Annotated in this window: 13 protein-coding genes; 5 read left to right on the top strand and 8 right to left on the bottom strand. The window is 69.3% G+C overall.

Going from position 1 to position 16,735, the window contains the following annotated elements; translation table 11 throughout:
• Positions 1 to 23: 23 nt before the first annotated feature.
• From araD to AB0I66_RS05410, 3 genes are read right to left on the bottom strand one after another with little or no spacing between them, the layout of a single operon-like run.
• Entirely contained in the window at positions 24 to 1,739 is a 1,716-nt protein-coding gene (araD, locus tag AB0I66_RS05420) for an L-arabinonate dehydratase (RefSeq protein WP_363206350.1), read from the bottom strand.
• Complete coding sequence (locus tag AB0I66_RS05415; protein ID WP_363206349.1) at positions 1,736 to 2,662, bottom strand: dihydrodipicolinate synthase family protein; 927 nt, start codon at positions 2,660 to 2,662, stop codon at positions 1,736 to 1,738. Before AB0I66_RS05415 ends, araD begins: the two co-directional genes overlap by 4 nt.
• A complete protein-coding gene (locus AB0I66_RS05410; protein ID WP_363206348.1) occupies positions 2,659 to 3,303 on the bottom strand; it encodes a GntR family transcriptional regulator in 645 nt (214 codons plus the stop codon). The genes AB0I66_RS05415 and AB0I66_RS05410 overlap by 4 nt, the downstream gene beginning before the upstream one ends.
• Before the next feature lie 301 nt (positions 3,304 to 3,604).
• On the opposite strand from AB0I66_RS05410, the gene AB0I66_RS05405 reads away from it, so the two are divergent.
• The 5 genes from AB0I66_RS05405 to AB0I66_RS05385 all read left to right on the top strand — a co-directional run bounded on the left by AB0I66_RS05405 (position 3,605) and on the right by AB0I66_RS05385 (position 10,212).
• Positions 3,605 to 4,906: an extracellular solute-binding protein gene (locus tag AB0I66_RS05405; RefSeq protein WP_363206347.1), complete on the top strand. Its 1,302-nt coding sequence runs from the start codon at positions 3,605 to 3,607 to the stop codon at positions 4,904 to 4,906.
• A complete protein-coding gene (locus tag AB0I66_RS05400) occupies positions 4,882 to 5,907 on the top strand; it encodes a sugar ABC transporter permease (protein WP_363206346.1) in 1,026 nt (341 codons plus the stop codon). The genes AB0I66_RS05405 and AB0I66_RS05400 overlap by 25 nt, the downstream gene beginning before the upstream one ends.
• Positions 5,904 to 6,806, top strand: a complete 903-nt coding sequence (locus AB0I66_RS05395) for a carbohydrate ABC transporter permease (protein WP_363206345.1) — start codon at positions 5,904 to 5,906, stop codon at positions 6,804 to 6,806. The genes AB0I66_RS05400 and AB0I66_RS05395 overlap by 4 nt, the downstream gene beginning before the upstream one ends.
• 39 nt (positions 6,807 to 6,845) lie before the next feature.
• Positions 6,846 to 7,397, top strand: a complete 552-nt coding sequence (locus AB0I66_RS05390) for a hypothetical protein (protein WP_363206693.1) — start codon at positions 6,846 to 6,848, stop codon at positions 7,395 to 7,397.
• Positions 7,398 to 7,485: 88 nt separating this feature from the next.
• Positions 7,486 to 10,212, top strand: coding sequence for a Tat pathway signal sequence domain protein (locus AB0I66_RS05385; RefSeq protein WP_363206344.1), 2,727 nt, complete (start codon positions 7,486 to 7,488; stop codon positions 10,210 to 10,212).
• Here AB0I66_RS05385 and AB0I66_RS05380 read toward each other — a convergent pair.
• Genes AB0I66_RS05380 through AB0I66_RS05360 form a run of 5 tightly spaced genes read right to left on the bottom strand, consistent with a single transcriptional unit; the run spans position 10,209 to position 16,600 of the window.
• Positions 10,209 to 10,922, bottom strand: a complete 714-nt coding sequence (locus AB0I66_RS05380; RefSeq protein ID WP_363206343.1) for a hypothetical protein — start codon at positions 10,920 to 10,922, stop codon at positions 10,209 to 10,211. The two genes, AB0I66_RS05385 and AB0I66_RS05380, sit on opposite strands and share 4 nt — an antisense overlap.
• A complete protein-coding gene (locus AB0I66_RS05375; protein ID WP_363206342.1) occupies positions 10,919 to 12,955 on the bottom strand; it encodes a beta-galactosidase in 2,037 nt (678 codons plus the stop codon). Before AB0I66_RS05375 ends, AB0I66_RS05380 begins: the two co-directional genes overlap by 4 nt.
• Before the next feature lie 9 nt (positions 12,956 to 12,964).
• Positions 12,965 to 13,891, bottom strand: coding sequence for a carbohydrate ABC transporter permease (locus AB0I66_RS05370; RefSeq protein ID WP_363206341.1), 927 nt, complete (start codon positions 13,889 to 13,891; stop codon positions 12,965 to 12,967).
• On the bottom strand, positions 13,888 to 14,913 hold the full coding sequence (locus AB0I66_RS05365; RefSeq protein ID WP_363206340.1) for an ABC transporter permease subunit: 1,026 nt from the start codon (positions 14,911 to 14,913) through the stop codon (positions 13,888 to 13,890). Before AB0I66_RS05365 ends, AB0I66_RS05370 begins: the two co-directional genes overlap by 4 nt.
• A 1-nt stretch (position 14,914) precedes the next feature.
• Complete coding sequence (locus tag AB0I66_RS05360; protein ID WP_363206339.1) at positions 14,915 to 16,600, bottom strand: extracellular solute-binding protein; 1,686 nt, start codon at positions 16,598 to 16,600, stop codon at positions 14,915 to 14,917.
• Between the last annotated feature and the right edge of the window lie 135 nt (positions 16,601 to 16,735).

The raw sequence follows: 16,735 nt of genomic DNA, 5'->3' as shown, positions 1-16,735 counted from the left end.
AGAGCTGGGGACAGAGGCGGCGTTCAGCCCACGTACGGGTCGGGGACCTCGCCGTCGCGGGCCAGGAACGCGAAGTCGCAGCCGGTGTCGGCCTGGGTGATCTGCTCGTCGTAGAGCGCGCCGTAGCCGCGTCCGAAGCGGGCGGGCGGCGGTGTCCACGCGGCCCGTCGCCGGGCCAGCTCCTCGTCGGACACGTCGAGGCTGAGGGAGCGCGCCTCGACGTCCAGGGTGATCAGGTCGCCCGTGTTCACCAGGGCGAGCGGCCCGCCCACGTGCGACTCGGGCGCGATGTGCAGCACACACGCGCCGTACGACGTGCCGCTCATCCGCGCGTCGGAGATCCGCACCATGTCGCGCACCCCCTGCTTGAGCAGATGGTCGGGGATCGGGAGCATGCCGTACTCGGGCATCCCGGGGCCGCCCCTGGGGCCCGAACCCCGCAGCACGAGGACGTGATCGGCGGTGATGCCGAGCTCCGGGTCGTTGATGGTGCGCTGCATCTGCCGGTAGTCGTCGAAGACGACGGCCGGGCCGGTGTGGCGCAGCAGGCGCGGCTCGGCGGCGATGTGCTTGATGACGGCGCCGTCCGGGCAGAGGTTGCCGCGCAGCACCGCCACGCCGCCCTCGTCGGCCAGGGGCTTCGTGCGGGGCCGGATGACCTCGGGGTTGTGCACGACGGCCCCCGCGAGCTGTTCGCGCAGGCTGTCATGGGCGACGGTCGGCCGGTCAAGGTGCAGTACGTCGGTCAACTGGGCGAGGAACGCCGGGAGTCCGCCCGCGAAGTGGAAGTCCTCCATGAGGTACTGCCCGCCGGGGCGCAGGTTGGCGAGCACCGGCACGGTCCGCGCGATCCGGTCGAAGTCGTCGAGCGTGAGCCGTACGCCGCTGCGGCCCGCCATGGCGATCAGGTGGATCACCGCGTTGGTGGAACCGCCGAGCGCGAGCACGGTGGCGACCGCGTCCTCGTAGGCGTCAGCGGTGAGGAACCGCGACAACTTCAGGTCCTTGCGCACGAGTTCGACGATCCGCAGGCCGGACGCGGCCGCCATCCGGTCGTGCCCGGAGTCCACCGCGGGGATGGCGGAGGCGCCGGGCATCGTCACGCCGAGGGCCTCGGCCGCCGCGGTAAGCGTGGAGGCGGTGCCCATGGTCATGCAGTGCCCGGGGGAGCGGGCGAGGCCGTTCTCCAGCTCGGCCAGTTCGCAGTCGCCGATGAGGCCGGCGCGCTTGTCGTCCCAGTACTTCCACATGTCGGTGCCGGAACCGAGCACCTCGTTGCGCCAGTGGCCGGGGAGCATGGGCCCCGCGGGCACGAAGACCGTCGGCAGGTCGACGCTCGCGGCGCCCATGAGCAGGGCGGGCGTCGTCTTGTCGCAGCCCCCCATCAGCACGGCGCCGTCCACCGGATAGGACCGGAGCAGCTCCTCCGTCTCCATGGCGAGGAGATTCCGGTAGAGCATCGGCGTCGGCTTCTGGAACGTCTCCGAGAGCGTGGAGACGGGGAACTCCAGGGGGAAGCCGCCCGCCTGCCACACGCCGCGCTTGACCGCCTGGGCGCGGTCGCGCAGGTGGACGTGGCAGGGGTTGATGTCGGACCAGGTGTTCAGGATCGCGATGACGGGCTTGCCCAGATGCTCCTCGGGCAGATACCCGAGCTGCCGGGTGCGCGCCCGGTGACTGAAGGACCGCAGGCCGTCCGTGCCGTACCACTGGTGGCTGCGCAGCTCGTCGGGCCTCATGCCGACCACGCCTTCACCAGGGCCGCTATCTCGTCACGCCGCTCCTCGGGCAGCACCCGGCTCGGCGGGCGCACCTCGCGGCGGCACAGACCGAGCGCCGCCAGGGCTTCCTTGACGACCGTGACGTTGTCCGCTGACTGGTCGGCGGCGCGCAGTTCCTCGAAGCGGCGGATCCGCTCCCAGACGTCCATGGCCGCCGGATAGTCGCCGGCCCGCAGCGCCCGCAGCATGCTCAAGCTCACCTCGGGCGCGACGTTGACCAGGCCCGAGGTGAAGCCGGTGGCACCGACGGCCCAGTAGGCGGGCGCGTACAGCTCGGCGAGCCCCGCCACCCACACGAAGCGGTCGAGCCCCGCGTCCCGGGCGAACGCGGCGAAGGCGGCGGCGTCCGGGGTCGCGTACTTCGCTCCGATCACGTTGGGGCACAACTCGCGGAGATCCGCCAGACGTTCGCCGGTGAGGCGCGGATTGCGGATGTACGGGACGACACCCAGCTCGGGCACGGCGTCGGCGACGGCACGGTGGTAGTCGACCCAGCCGTCCTGCGACACGTACGGATGCACGGGCTGATGGACCATCACCATGTGTGCGCCGGCGTCCCGCGCATGCCGGGCCGCGGAGATCGCCGTCGGCAGATCGTGGCCGACACCGACGAGCACGAAGGCGCCGCTGCGGCTTGCCTCCTCCATGGTCAACTCGGTGACCAGGCGCCGCTCTTCGGGGTCGAGCGCGTAGAACTCGCCGGTGTTCCCGTTCGGGGTGAGTGTGCGCACGCCCCCGTCGGTGAGCCGCCTGACCAGGGCGCGGTAGGTGTCCTGCTCCACCGATCCGTCCTCGGCGAACGGTGTCACCGGGATCGCGACCACATCGGCGAGCGCCGAACGCAGTGCACCGAAGCGGGAGTCGAGGATCGGGCCGGTCATGAAAGCTCCCCTTCCGGGAACGCCCGCTGCACGAACGAGGCGATGTGGTCATGGAGTCCGCGTGCCGCCGCGTCGGCCTCGCCCGCGAGCGCGAGCCGCAGGATCTCCCGGTGCTCGGCCGCCTCCCGCTCCCAGGAGGGCAGCGTCGCCCAGGCGACGGCGGAGACCAGGGCCGCCTGGTCGCGCACCTCGTCGAGCATCCGGGAGAGCAGTGGGTTGCCGCACGGGACGTAGAGAGCGCGGTGGAACTCCCGGTTGGCCAGCGAGCGTTCGGCCGCGTCGGCGGCCGAGTCCGCACGCTCCAGGGCGTCGCGCGCCTCCTCCAGGAGGGCGCCGCTGCGGACGGTGCGCCGCAGGGCCTCCGGTTCGAGGAGCAGGCGTACGTCGTAGACCTCCTGCGCCATGGCCGCGTCGACCGTGCGCACGGTGGCTCCCTTGTACTGGCTCATGACGACGAGACCGGTCCCGGCGAGCGTCTTCAGCGCTTCCCGGACAGGCGTCTTGGAGACGGCGAACTGGGCGGCGAGCTCGGTCTCGACGAGGGGCTGGCCGGGCGCCAACTGCCCGGTGAGGATGCGGTGCTTGACCGCCTCGAGCACGTACTGCGTGCGCGAGGGGATGGGGTGGGGCGCAAAGTTCATCGATGCTCTCAGTCGTCGTGCGGCCCGTCGTGCGGTCACCGCTCAGGGCCGTCGTGCAGTCATCGCGTATCGCGTCTCATATATGACGTACGAAGTACGACGCGATGAAGCTAGGGCGCCAACCGGCTCGCGTCAACGTTTCGCGCAGGAAAACTCGTTCGAAATCTCGGAGTTGGAGGCCGCCGCCTCGAAGCGCTTCGACTGTTACCGCCCGACCCGTTGACGTACTCATCGCAGCTCCCTACCTTGTCCCGGCAAGCGCTTTCCTAAAACGATTCAATCGCGTAGCGGAGGACGAACTGTGCCGACGAATGGGGAAGTTGACAGGCGCGGCCTGTTGAAGCTGGCCGGTGGCTCCTTGGCGGCCATCGGACTGACCGCGGCGGGCTGCGGCGGCGGAAGCGGCTCCGGGGACGGGACCGTCACCATCCGGTACGCGTGGTGGGGCTCCGACGACCGCGCCAAGCGGATCAACCGCACCATCGAGCTCTTCGAGAAGAAGCACCCGAAGATCAAGGTGAAGACGGACTTCCAGCCCTACCTCGACTTCTGGAAGAAGTTCAACACCCAGGCGTCCGGCGGGAATCCGCCCGACGTCTTCCAGAACGCGATCGGCTTCCTGCGCAAGTACGACAAGCGCAACGTGCTGCTCGACCTGAACGCCCAGGCCAAGGCGGGCAACCTGCGCCTGGACGGATTCCGCGCGGGCCTGGAGAAGTTCGGCGAGGTCGACGGCAAGCTGCTCGGCGTCCCCGTCGGCAGCAACTCCATGGCCCTGGTGATCGACAAACCGGTCTTCGAGAAGGCCGGTGTCACCCCGGAGATGGGCTGGACCTGGGACGACTTCCACACCGCGATGGAGAAGATCCACAAGCAGGGCAGGGCGGGCGACAGCGGACTCTACGGCGTCATGTACCTCTACGACCCCTACCTGCGCCAGCAGGGCAAGGCCTTCTTCACCGAGAACGGCCTGGGCTTCGACGAGGCCGACCTCAAGGAGTGGTGGACCAAGGGGTACGCCGGGGTGAAGTCGGGCATCTACGCCGACCCGAAGAAGGTCGCCCAGATCAAGCCCAAGTCGGCCGTGGCCGCCGAGATCGCCGCGTCCGAGTTCACCTGGGACAACTTCACCGTCCGCTACAGCGCCGAGGGCAAGAGCGAGTACGGCCTGGCCCCGCTGCCGACCACCGACGGCAAGAAGACGGGCCAGTACCTCGGCTCGCTGATGCTCAGCGGCTCCAAGCGCACGCAACACCCAAAGGAAGTCGCGCAGTTCATCGACTTCATGGTGCACGACCCCGAGGTCGCCAAGATCATGGGCTACGACCGCGGGGTGCCCACCACGACCGCGCAGTACGAGGCGTACAAGCCCGCCGAGGAGCAGGACAAGGCGATCGCCTCGGTCAACAAGGAGATCGCCGCCTACGAGGAGCAGCTGGTCGACTCCGGTGTCCTGGGGACCATCACACCGCACCCGGCGGGCGCGGACGTCTGCGAGGCGGCGTTCCTTCGCATCGCGGAGGAACTGGCCCTGGGGGAGCGGTCGGTGGACGAAGCGGTGAAGCAGTTCTTCACCGAGTGCAAGACCGCGCTCGGTTCCTGATGGGCGGCACGATGGCGTCCCTCCAGGCCTCGGTGGCCGCGCCCGCCCCCGAGAAGCCCTCGCCGCCGGGCAGCCGACGCCTCCCCGAGGCAGCCCGGCGGCGACGGCGGGGCGAGAACATCGCCGGGTTCCTCTTCATGTCGCCGTGGCTCGCGGGTTTCCTGCTGCTCACGGCCGGGCCCATGGTCGCCTCGCTCTACTTCGCATTCACCGACTACAACCTGTTCGACGCCCCCAAGTGGATCGGCCTCGACAACTTCACCGAGATGTTCGGCGACCCGCGCTGGCGCAAGTCGGTGGAGGTGACGCTCTTGTACGTCGTCGTCGGCACCCCGCTCAAGCTGGCGGCCGCCCTCGGCGTGGCGCTGCTGCTCAACCAGAAGCGGCGCGGACAGGCCTTCTACCGGGCCGCGTTCTACGCGCCGTCCCTGATCGGAGCCAGCGTCTCGATCGCCGTCGTCTGGAAGGCGATCTTCTCCGACGACGCCATCGTCGACCGTACGCAGCGGGCGATCCTCGGCATGGACGTCGGCGGCTGGACCGGTGACCCGCAGTGGATCATCTACAGCCTGGTGGCCCTCACCGTCTGGCAGTTCGGCGCGCCGATGGTCATCTTCCTGGCCGGCCTGAAACAGGTGCCGCGCGAGCTGTACGAGGCGGCGGAGGTGGACGGCGCGGGCACCTGGCGGCGGTTCTGGAACATCACACTGCCGATGATCTCCCCGGTCCTCTTCTTCAACGTCCTCCTGGAGACCATCCACTCCTTCCAGATCTTCGCCTCGGCGTACATCGTCGGCGGCGGGGCGGGCGGCAACGCCTGTGGTCCGGCGGACGGTTCGCTCGTCTACACCTGCTATCTCTACGTCCAGGGCTTCGAGAACAGCCGGATGGGCCTCGCGTCGGCCATGGCCTGGATGCTGCTGCTCGCGGTGGCGCTCGTGACGGCGGTCCTGTTCTGGTCCCAGAAGCGCTGGGTGCACTACGAGGAGGGCGCCCGATGACCGCGTCGCACACACAGCCCGCACCGCACACCCAGCCCGCACCGCACGCACAGTCCGGCCGCCGACGGCGTTCGGCCGGGTCGCTCGCCTGGCACATCGGGTCCCTGGCCGTTCTCGCCGTGGTCCTCTACCCGGTGATCTGGGCGCTCGGCGGTTCGTTCAAGCCGAACGACGAGATCGTCGGCAGCCTCGTCCTGTTCCCGACCGACCCCGTCGTCGCGAACTACGCCGGTCTTGCCGACGGGATCGCCGACATCTCCATCTCCACCTTCTTCTCCAACTCGCTTTTCCTGGCGCTGGGTTCGGTGGCGGGAGTGCTGTTCTCCTGCTCCCTGGCGGCGTACGCCTTCGCGCGGATCAAGTTCGCGGGCCGCAACCTGCTCTTCGCCCTGATGATCGGCACCCTGCTCCTTCCGTACCACGTGCTCCTGATCCCGCAGTACGTCCTCTTCCAGAAGATGGGCCTGATCAACACCTACACGCCGCTCCTGCTCGGCAAGTATCTGGCGGTCGACGCCTTCTTCGTCTTCCTGATGGTGCAGTTCATGCGCAACCTGCCCAAGGAACTGGACGAGGCGGCACGGCTCGACGGCTGCGGGCACCTGCGGATCTACTGGTCGATCGTGCTTCCGCTGTGCAGGCCCGCGCTCATCACCAGCGCGATCTTCACCTTCATCAACTCCTGGAACGACTTCATGGGGCCGCTGATCTATCTCAACGACCCCTCGAAGTACACGGTCTCGCTCGGCCTGAAGATGTTCGTCGACCAGGAGGGCCTGGCCAACTACGGCGGCATGATCGCCATGTCCCTCGTCGCACTGCTGCCCGTCCTCGCGTTCTTCCTGGCCTTTCAGCGCTATCTGATCGACGGCATGGCCACGTCGGGTCTGAAGGGCTGAGGCCGCGTGAGCGGGACATCCATCAGAAGGTCCGTCTTCATGGACCGCTTCGGCGCCTTCGCCGAATGCCTGCTGACCGGGGTGTGGATCGCACTCGCCGCCCTCCCCCTGGTCACGCTCCCCGCCGCCTTCGCGGCGGGCTGCCGCCACCTGAACCGGCATCTGGCCCACGAGCCCTCCGGGTGGCGGGAGTTCACCGCGGATCTGCGTGCGGCGGCCCGGCGCGGCTGGCTGGTGGGTCTCGCCGGCTGGGCGGCGCTTGCCCTGCTCCTCGCCGACATCGCGTTCGTACGGGCGGGGCTGCCCGGTGGCACGTTCGTCGGCGCGGTCGGGGTCGTCGCTCTGTTCGTCCTGGTCGTCGCGGGGTTGCGGGCGGCCGCGAACTGGGGGCCCGGGGCTTCGTGGCGGGCACTCCTGACCGGGGCGGTGCGCCGTACGCTGCGCGATCCCGCCGGTTCGTTGGTGATCGTGTGCGGATTCGCCGTGGTCGTGGCGTCCGCGTGGTTCGCCCTGCCGCTCGCCGCCCCCGCGTTGGGGATGGTCGCCGCGGCTGCCCTGGCCGTCGAACGGCGTGGCGCGCCGGCGGCCTGACGCACGCCTCCCGAAGCCGACTCCGCCCGCGCCACCCCTGCACTGATCTGTCATGCCCACGTAAATCGTGCACCCAGAAAGGACCACCATGTCTCCGATCCCCCGCAGGTCCCTCCTCAAGGCCGCGGCCGTGGCCGGTGCCGCCGCGCAGTTCAGCTGGGTGCTCGGCCGTGGCGACGCCGAGGCGGCACCCCGTGCGGCGGCGGACGATGGGCCCGTCGGCATCGGCTGGCTGGAGAAGGGCGGGCTCGGTGCCGCGCCGGGCTCCACCTTCGGCGTCCCGTGGCCCGAGGGCGCCCACCCCGCCGGGCAGCCGTTCGCCCTCGCCACCGCCGACGGCAAGGACGTCCCCGTACAGACCTGGGAGACCGCCCACTGGCCCGACGGCTCGCTCAAGTGGAGCGCGCACGCGGTGGGCCCCGCGGCGGCGGGCACCGAGAAGTTCACCCTCAGGGCGGGGTCTCCCGCCGCACCGGACCAGGAGGTCAAGGTCACCGAGACCCGCCGGGCGATCACCGTCGACACGGGCGTCATCAAGGCCGTCATCGCCAAGGACGGCGAGAAGCTCGTCGAGTCCGTCACCCGCGACGGCGTGAAGATCGCCACCGACGGGCGGCTCGTCCTCCTCCGGCAGGGCGACCTCGACGACGGTGACCACGGCAACGCCAAGTGGGACCGCTTCGACGGCGAGATCAGCGGGGCCAAGGCCGAGCAGGACGGTCCCGTACGCGCCGTGGTCCGCATCGACGGCAAGCACCGCAAGGGCAGCCGCAGTTGGCTGCCATTCAGCGTGCGGCTGTACTTCTACGCGGGCGCCGACTCGTTCCGCATGGTGCACACCATCACCTACGACGGTGACGCGGAGAAGGACTTCATCCGCGGCCTCGGCGTCCGCTTCAGCGTGCCGATGCGCGACGCGGCGTACGACCGGCACATCCGTATCGCGGGTGAGGGCAAGGGGTTCCTGACCGAGGCGGTCAAGGGGATCACGGGACTGCGCCGCGACCCGGGCGCCGCGATCCGCACCGCCCAGGTCAAGGGCGAGAAGCTGCCGGACCCGGCGACCTGGGACCAGCGGGTCACCACCCGCCTGCAGTACATCCCCACCTGGGGCGACTACACCCTCGCCCAGCTCTCCGCCGACGGCTTCACCCTGCGCAAGCGGACCAAGCCGGGGCACACCTGGATCACGGCCGGGGGCGGTGGCCGGGCGAGTGGATTCGGGTACGTCGGCGGGGTCGGCGGCGGGTTCTCCTTCGGCCTGCGCGACTTCTGGGAGAAGCATCCCGCCCAGCTCGACATCCGGGGCGCCGCCGGCGACGAGGCCGAGGTCACCCTCTGGCTCTGGTCGCCCGAGGCCCAGCCGATGGACCTGCGCACGTACCACGACGGCCTGGGCCAGGACACCTACCCCGAGCAGATCGAGGGCCTCAACATCACCTACGAGGACTACGAACCTGGCTTCGGCACCCCGTACGGAATCGCCCGCACCAGCGAGCTCATGTTCTGGGCGAACGCGGCCACCCCTTCGGCGGCCACCCTCGTCGACCAGGCCGCCGCCGTCCGCACCCCGCCCCAGCTGGCCGCCGTTCCCGAGCACGTGACGAAGGCGGGCGTCTTCGGCGGTCTCTTCTCGCCCGTCGACCGCTCCTCGCCCGCGAAGGCGACGATCGAGGACCACCTCGACTTCCTCTTCACGTACTACAAGGACCAGGCCGATCAGCGCCGCTGGTACGGCTTCTGGGACTACGGCGACATCATGCACACCTACGACGAGGACCGTCACCAGTGGCGGTACGACGTCGGGGGCTACGCCTGGGACAACTCCGAGCTCTCGCCCGATCTCTGGCTCTGGTACGCCTACCTGCGCTCGGGCCGCTCCGACATCTTCCGTTTCGCCGAGGCCATGACCCGGCACACCGGCGAGGTCGACTCCTATCACCTGGGCAAGTGGGCGGGCCTGGGCACCCGGCACGGCGTGCAGCACTTCGCGGACAGCGCGAAGCAGCAGCGGATCTCCACCGCCGTCTACCGCCGCCCCTACTACTTCCTCACCGCCGACGAGCGGGTCGGCGACCTGATGCACGCCCTGGTCGACTCCGACGAGACGTTCCTCGTCCTCGACCCCCTGCGCAAGATCCGCACCGAACCGTACGAACCCGACCGCAACGCCCTGTCCATCGGCTTCGGCACCGACTGGAGCGGCCTCGCCGCGGCCTGGCTCACCGAGTGGGAACGCGGCGGCCCCAAGGCGGACAAGGCCGAGGCCCGTCTGCGCTCCACCATGGAGACCATCGCGGCCCAGCCCAACGGCTTCGTCCAGGGCAGCGGCCTCTACGACCTGGACACCGGGAAGTTCGCGGTGGCCGCCGAGCCCGCCGTGAACGTCTCGCACCTCTCCGCGATGTTCGGCCTGGTCGAGATGTGCGCCGAACTCATCGACCTCGTCGACCAGCCGAAGTTCAAGGAGGCATGGCTCGACTACTGCCGCTACTTCAACGCCACCAAGGCCGAGCAGAAGGAGCGCTACGGCAAGGACTTCGGCAGCCTGCTGCTCTTCCAGGGGCACTCCCGCCAGGACGCGTACGCCGCTGCTCGGCTGAAGGACGAGCAGCTCGCGGCACGCGCCTGGCAGAAGTTCCACGACAGCGACGGCTACACGAAGGCGATGAGCTGGGCCAGGACGGACCTGGAGGGCCCTGCGGTCCTGGAGCCCGGCTACGAGAACCTGCGGATCAACACCAACGAGACCGCGCTGTTCGGGCTCGCCGCCATCCAGAACCTCGCCCTGGTCGGCGACGAGCTCCCCGGCTAACCGCCGGACACGGTCAGGGAGTTGGTGGTGAAGTCGAGACCGCCGGCCGAGCCGCTGATCTCGTAGCCGAACTGCACGTCGCCGATGGTCTCGTTGCCCATCCAGCCCTTGGTGTTCTTGATCCACTTGAGGATCGGGAGGATGTCGACGGTCCCGGACGAGGAGTCGGAGGTGCGCAGGAAGGAGAACACCTCGTTGGCGCCGTTGGTGCCCTTGTAGACCGCCCAGGTGTGACCGCCCAGGCTCACCGTGCCCTGGGCGGTGCCGAGGGGTCCGACGTTCCCGTTGTAGTTGACCCAGAGCATTATCTCGTAGTCGTAGTCGGTGTCCCAGATGTCGTACGAGGAGTTGTAGTCGCCCGCCGACGGGACCTTGACGTTGTACGAGCTCTTCAGCGAGGACAGCGAGTCGACGGGCTTGCCGATGACCTTCTTGGAGTTCGGGTACGACTTGATGCCGCCGGTGTCGGGGTGGTCGGCGCGCACGCTCCACTTCGTGCCCGAATCCGCCGATATGCACTGGCTGCCCGCGCCCGAGCCCCAGATGTTGTTGTAGAGGGTGTAGCCGTTCAGGCTCGTGTTGCCCCACTGGTCGCAGGAGCTCCAGACGGCGGCCTGGGCGGGCGCGGAGGCGAGGCCGAGTGCCGCGCCCGCCGCCAGGGCGGGGGCGAGCAGCAGGCGGGTCAGCGTGCGGCGGGGGTGTCGTGTCATGTGTCGTCTCCAGGGTGGGGGGAGCACCACGGGTCCGGGGCGGGCCCGCGGTCGTCTTGTGCGGTGGGGCGCAGGACGGCCACACCGTGGCGGCCCAGGGTGATCGCACCCTCGGCCGCGCGGCCGGTCAGCAGATCGAGGTGCCGGCCGGGCAGGGGCACGGTCACCTGCTCGCGGCCGTGGTGCAGGAGGAACAGGAGATCGCCGCGGCGTACGGCCTCCACCGCGCGGGGGAGGCCTGCGAGCGGGGGCCGTACGCCTGCTTCGGCGGCCACGCGCGCGAGCAGGTCGCGAAGGGCCTCGGGCTCGGGGAGCGTGGACAGGTACCAGGCGCGGTCGCGGCGCAGCAGTGCGGGCAGCCCGTCGAGTTCGCCGCCCCGGTAGGCGGCGAGCGTCTTCGCGCTGTCGTCGGCCTCCAGCTCCTCCGACCAGAGCGTGCCGGTGAACTCCCCGCAGTCCACGCTCTCCCCGGCCTCCAGCGGCCACCATTCGTGCACGGTGCGGATGCCGAACAGCGCGCGGAGCCGGGCATCCATCCCGCCCGGCCGCACCCGGTCGTCCGCGTCGGCGACGCCGGTGAGGAAACCGCAGACGAGAGTGCCGCCGACGCGCACGTACGTCAGGAGGTTGTCGATCGCGGCGTCGGTGAGGAGATAGAGGTGCGGCACGGCGACCAGGCGGTACGGGGTCAGATCGTGCTCGGGGTGGGCGAAGTCGACGGGGGTGTCCGCCTCCCACAGTGCACGGTGCCAGGCGCCGAGCACCTGCGCGTGATCGACCAGGGAAGAGGGGCGGCCCTCCTGTCCGCTCGCCCACCAGGAGTCCCAGTCGTGCAGGACGGCGACCTCTGCGGTGACGCGGCTGCCCGCCACCTCGGGACCCACCAGGGCCAGCTCGGCACCCAGCTCCTTGACCTCCTGGAAGGTGCGGCCGTGCTCGCCCGCGTGGCTCAGCATCCCGGAGTGGAACTTCTCCGCGCCCTGCCGGGACTGGCGCCACTGGAAGTAGCAGACGGCGTCCGCGCCGCGTGCCACCGCCTGCCAGGACCAGAGGCGGTTCAGGCCGCGCGGCTTGGGGTGGTTCACGCCACGCCAGTTGACCGGACCCGCGGCCTGCTCCATCAGCATCCACGGGCCACCGCGTGCCTGCGAACGCGTCATGTCCTGTACCAGTGCGCCTTGTTGGGCGCCGAGCGGATCTCTGGGGTCCGGGTAGATGTCGACGGAGACGACGTCCTCCTGCGCGGCCCACATCCACGCGTCCTGCCCCGCCCACATCGGCATGAAGTTCGTGGTGACCGGCAGGTGCGGGGTGTGCGCGGTGACGATGTCCCGCTCGGCGCGGAAGCATTCGAGGAGGGCATTGGACGTGAAGCGCTTGAAGTCGAGCACCTGGGCGGGATTCTTCAGGTAGTGGGCGCGGCGGGGCGGCAGGATCTCCGCCCAGCTGTCATAGCCCTGGCCCCAGAAGGCGCTTCCCCAGGCCGAGTTGAGCGCGTCGATCGAGGGGTACTTCGCCCGGAGCCAGCGGCGGAACGCGACCGCCGCCTCGTCGCCCCAGTCGTAGGTGCAGTACTCGTTGTTGATGTGCCACATCGTGAGCGCGGGGTGGTGTGCGTACCGTGCCGCCAGGTCCTCGGTGATCGCGGCGGCGTAGCTGCGGTAGACGGCGCTGGAGTGCGCGAAGTGCTGGCGCGATCCCCACCACTCCACCTGCCCGTTCTCGTCCCGTGGCAGCGTCTCGGGGTGCAGTCGGCCCAGCCAGGGCGGGGGAGCGGAGGTCGGTGTGGCGAGGACGACCCCGATGCCGTGGTGGTGCAGCAGGTCCATCAGCCGGTCGAGCCAGCCGAACTCCCGTGCACCCGGGCGTGGTTCGAGTCTCGCCCAGGAGAAGACCCCGAGGGTGACGGAATTGACCGAGGCCTCGCGCATCAGGCGTACGTCGTCGAACCAGACCTCCTCGGGCCACTGCTCGGGGTTGTAGTCGCCGCCGAACAGGATCCGGCCACGGGTGGTGTCGTCGAGGGAAGGCATCGGTCGGGGTCAGCCCTTCACTGCGCCGGTGAGCATGCCCTGCTTGAAATGCCGCTGCACGAACGGGGAGAGCACGGCGACCGGCAGCAGCGCGAGGACCATCACGGCCATCTGGATGGCGAGCGGCGACAGATGTCCCGTGTTGATCGCCTGGGTGAGCCCCGTCGGCTTCTGCTGCTTGATCACCAGCTGCTGCATGACGTTCTGCAGCGGCATCATGTCCGGGTCGCTGAGGTAGATCGACGCGTTGAACCAGGCGCTCCAGTAGCCCACCGCGTAGAAGAGGGTGATGACCGCGATGACCGCGCGGGACAGGGGCATGACGATCCGCCACAGGATGCGCAGGTCACCGGCTCCGTCGATGCGGGCGCTCTCGATCAGCTCCTGCGCCGTGCCCATGAAGAACGCGCGAAGGACGAGGATGTTGAAGACGTTCACGGCGCTCGGCAGGATCAGCGACAGGTAGGTGTCCGTGAGTCCGAGGCCCTGCACCACCAGGTAGGTGGGGATGAGCCCGGCGCCGAAGAACATCGTGGCGACGATGAGCAGCAGGATCGGGCGGTGCAGGACCGATCCCGGGCGCGACAGACCGTACGCGCACAGGACGGACACCACCATGCTGAAGAGCGTGCCGACGACGGTGACGCCCACGCTGACCAGCGTGGCCCGCGACACCTGGCCGCCGCCGAGCAGCTCCTGGTAGTGGACGAAGGTGACGCCCCGGGGGATCACCACCAGGCCGCCGGTCTCGGTGATCGTCTTGACCGAGGAGAGACTGGTGACGACCACCACCCACACCGGGAAGAGGACCGCCAGACAGACCAGGGTCAGTGTCACGCCCTTGGTGGCGAGGCCGGCCCGCGTCGGGGGCTCCTCCCACACCGGACGCAGACCGGTCCTGCTGCCGGGTTTGATGCCGAAGTCGAGCACGCTCACCGCTTGTACACCCCCTGCTCGCCCATGAGGTGGGCGGCCTTGTTGGCGCCGAGCACCATCAGGAGGCCGAAGACGCCCTTGACGATGCCGATGGCGGCGCCGTAGCCGAAGTTGCCGTTGTCCAGGCCGGTGTTCCACACATAGGTGTCGAGGACCTCGGAGGCCGTGGGGCCCACGGCGGTGCGCTGGAGCAGGATCTGCTCGAAGCCGACCGTGAGCGCGTTGCCGACCTGGAGCACCAGGAGCAGGGCCACCACCGGTCGCAGGGCGGGCAGCTGGATGTGCCACATGCGCCGCCAGCGGTTCGCGCCGTCCATCGCCGAGGCCTCGTACAGGTCCGGGCTGACGGCGGCGAGCGCGGCGAGGAAGACGATGACGCCCCAGCCCGCGTCCTTCCAGACCATCTCGAAGGTGACCAGGAACTTGAACAGGCCCGGGTCGGTCATCAGGTCGAAGCCCTCGTGCCCGTGGTCCCGCAGGACCTGCGCGACCAGGCCCGCCCCGCCGAACATCTGCTGGAAGACCGTGATGACCAGGACCCAGGAGAAGAAGTGCGGCAGATAGAGGATCGCCTGCGCGACCGCCCGCACCCGGGGGCGCACGAAGCTGTTGATGAACAGCGCGAGCGCGATCGGCAGCGGGAAGAACAGCGTCAGCTGGATCGCGAAGATCGCCAGGGTGTTCCTGACCGCCTGCCAGAACAGCCGGTCCTCGACCATGTGCCGGAAGTGCTCGACGCCGATCCAGGGGCTCTGCGTCATCGCCTGGAACGCGTTGTCGGCGATGTAGGGGTCGTAGTCCTGGAAGGCGACGACGTTGCCGATCAGCGGCACGTAGTTGAAGACGAACAGGAGCAGCAGTGCGGGCAGCACCATCAGGAGCAGTACGCGGTCGCGGCGCAACCGGTGCCGCAGCGGGGCACGGGCAGGTGTCTTCTTCTTGACGGGGGGCGCGGCCCCGGCGGGCTCGGCAGGTGCCCGCCCGGTGGTGCTCTCGCGCGCGTGAGCGGTGCTCTGCGCCATGTCAGGACGCCGAGTCGCCGGTCGCCCCGGTCTCATCGAGCAGCTTCTTGTACCAGTCGCGCAGCTTGTCGCCGCCGCCCGACTTCCAGTCCGAAGCCGCCTGCTGCATGTCGGAGACCTTCTTGCGGCCCCGCACGATGTCCTTCTCCAGGTCCTCGAACTCGGCGTTCAGCTCGGTGTACCGGGTCGGCTCGATGATCATCATGCCGTGGAAGAGCGGCTTCTTCATGTGCGCGCCCTGACGCTGCTGCCACCCGACCATGCCCTCGGTGACGTCCGGCAGATCGGGGTAGGCGACGAAGGGCGCGGGCGACGCCAGGTACTCGTACGTCGAGAAGACCTCGTTGTTGCCCTTGCCGTTCTTGGTGAGGACGCCGTCCTTGTACGTGTGGTGGACACCCTCGACGCCGTACATGCGAAGGCGCTGCTCCTTGGAGCCGTAGGGCGCGGCCGTGAAGTTGGCGAGGGCGAGGATGTCGCGGACGGTCTTCTCGTCGGCCTTCTCGCTGATGAACGTCCAGATGTCGGCCGGCGGGCGCGCGTACAGCGTGGGCGCGCCGCCGTCGGGGGCGAAGTAGTCGAACGCCTCCATGCGGAACTTCTTGTTGTCCACGCGCTGCACGGCCGCCTTGCCGTACCAGTCGGAGAGGTCCTGGCAGTACATCCAGACCTTGCCCGCCGCGCACAGGTCGCCGATGCTGCCGGTCTCGGCCTTCGCGTCGGGGTGGACGAAGCCCGCCGAGTAGAGCTTGCGCGACCACTCCAGGGCTTCCAGGTACTCGTCGGTCTCGTAGCGGTTGACCAGCTTGCCGCCGACGCGCTTCCAGTAGTACGGCTTCTCGGGCAGCACCCCGAAGATGTTCCAGGCCGCCCAGCTCATGTCACCGCACGCCCACACCTTGCTCTTGGGGGCGTTGAGCTGCTTGCACAGGTCGTAGAACTCCTGGGCGCTGGTGGGAGCTTCGAGCCCCTCCTTCTCGAAGAGGTCGGTGCGGTAGAAGGGTGCGATGTTCGGGGTGGTCGCGGCGGGCATCGGCAGACCGCGCAGCTTGCCGCCGAAGATGGAGCGCTGCCAGGCGCCGCTCGGGATCGCCGCGAGGTTCGGGTACTCCTTGACCTTGTCGCCGCTCAAGTACGGCCCGAGGTCGAGGAACTTGTTGGCGACGGCGCTGGGTATCTTGCCGGTCAGTTCCCAGCCGGGCACGACCACGGCGTCCGGGACACCGCTGGAGGCGAGGACGGCGCCCAGCTTCTGGCCGTACGTGTCGCCCTGCTGGTTCTGCCACTTGACGCGGACACCGGCGGCCTTGTCCATCGCCGTCCAGTAGGGGTTGCCCTGCTTGGGCACGTTCCCCCAGATCGGCGCCATGACGGTGAACTCACCGCCCTTGCCCAGCTTCTGCGGCACCGACGTCTTCAGCTCTGCCGCGGGCAGGGCCTTGGTGAAGCCCGCGGCCGAGCCGTTCTTGGCGGGGATGTCCGGGCTGACGAGCTCCGACGCGGTGTACGCGGGGAGCAGGTCCTTGAGCTTCTTCCCCGTCGTGGTGCCCTCGTTGTTCGACCCGCTGCCTCCGCAGGCCGCGAGCAGAGGCGCTCCGCCGGCCACCGCGATCGCGGCGAGGCCCGAGGAGGCGAGGAAAGATCTCCGGCTCGAACGAGAGCTGTCGGAGAGGGAGTTCGGCGTCATTGCGTCAACCCTTCGTGGCGCGTGCCCGGACACACGGCGGTCACCGCCGGTCGGCTTTCGAAGCGCTTCGATATTGCTGCGAGGTTAAGTGAAGGCATGGGCTGTAACAAGAGGTGTTGCGCGAATGCCGCCTTG

The sequence above is a fragment of the Streptomyces sp. NPDC050439 genome (assembly GCF_040655335.1).
GTDB lineage: Bacteria > Actinomycetota > Actinomycetes > Streptomycetales > Streptomycetaceae > Streptomyces.
Note: the sequence above shows the minus strand (reverse complement) of the source record. Positions and strands in the feature narration are given on the sequence as shown.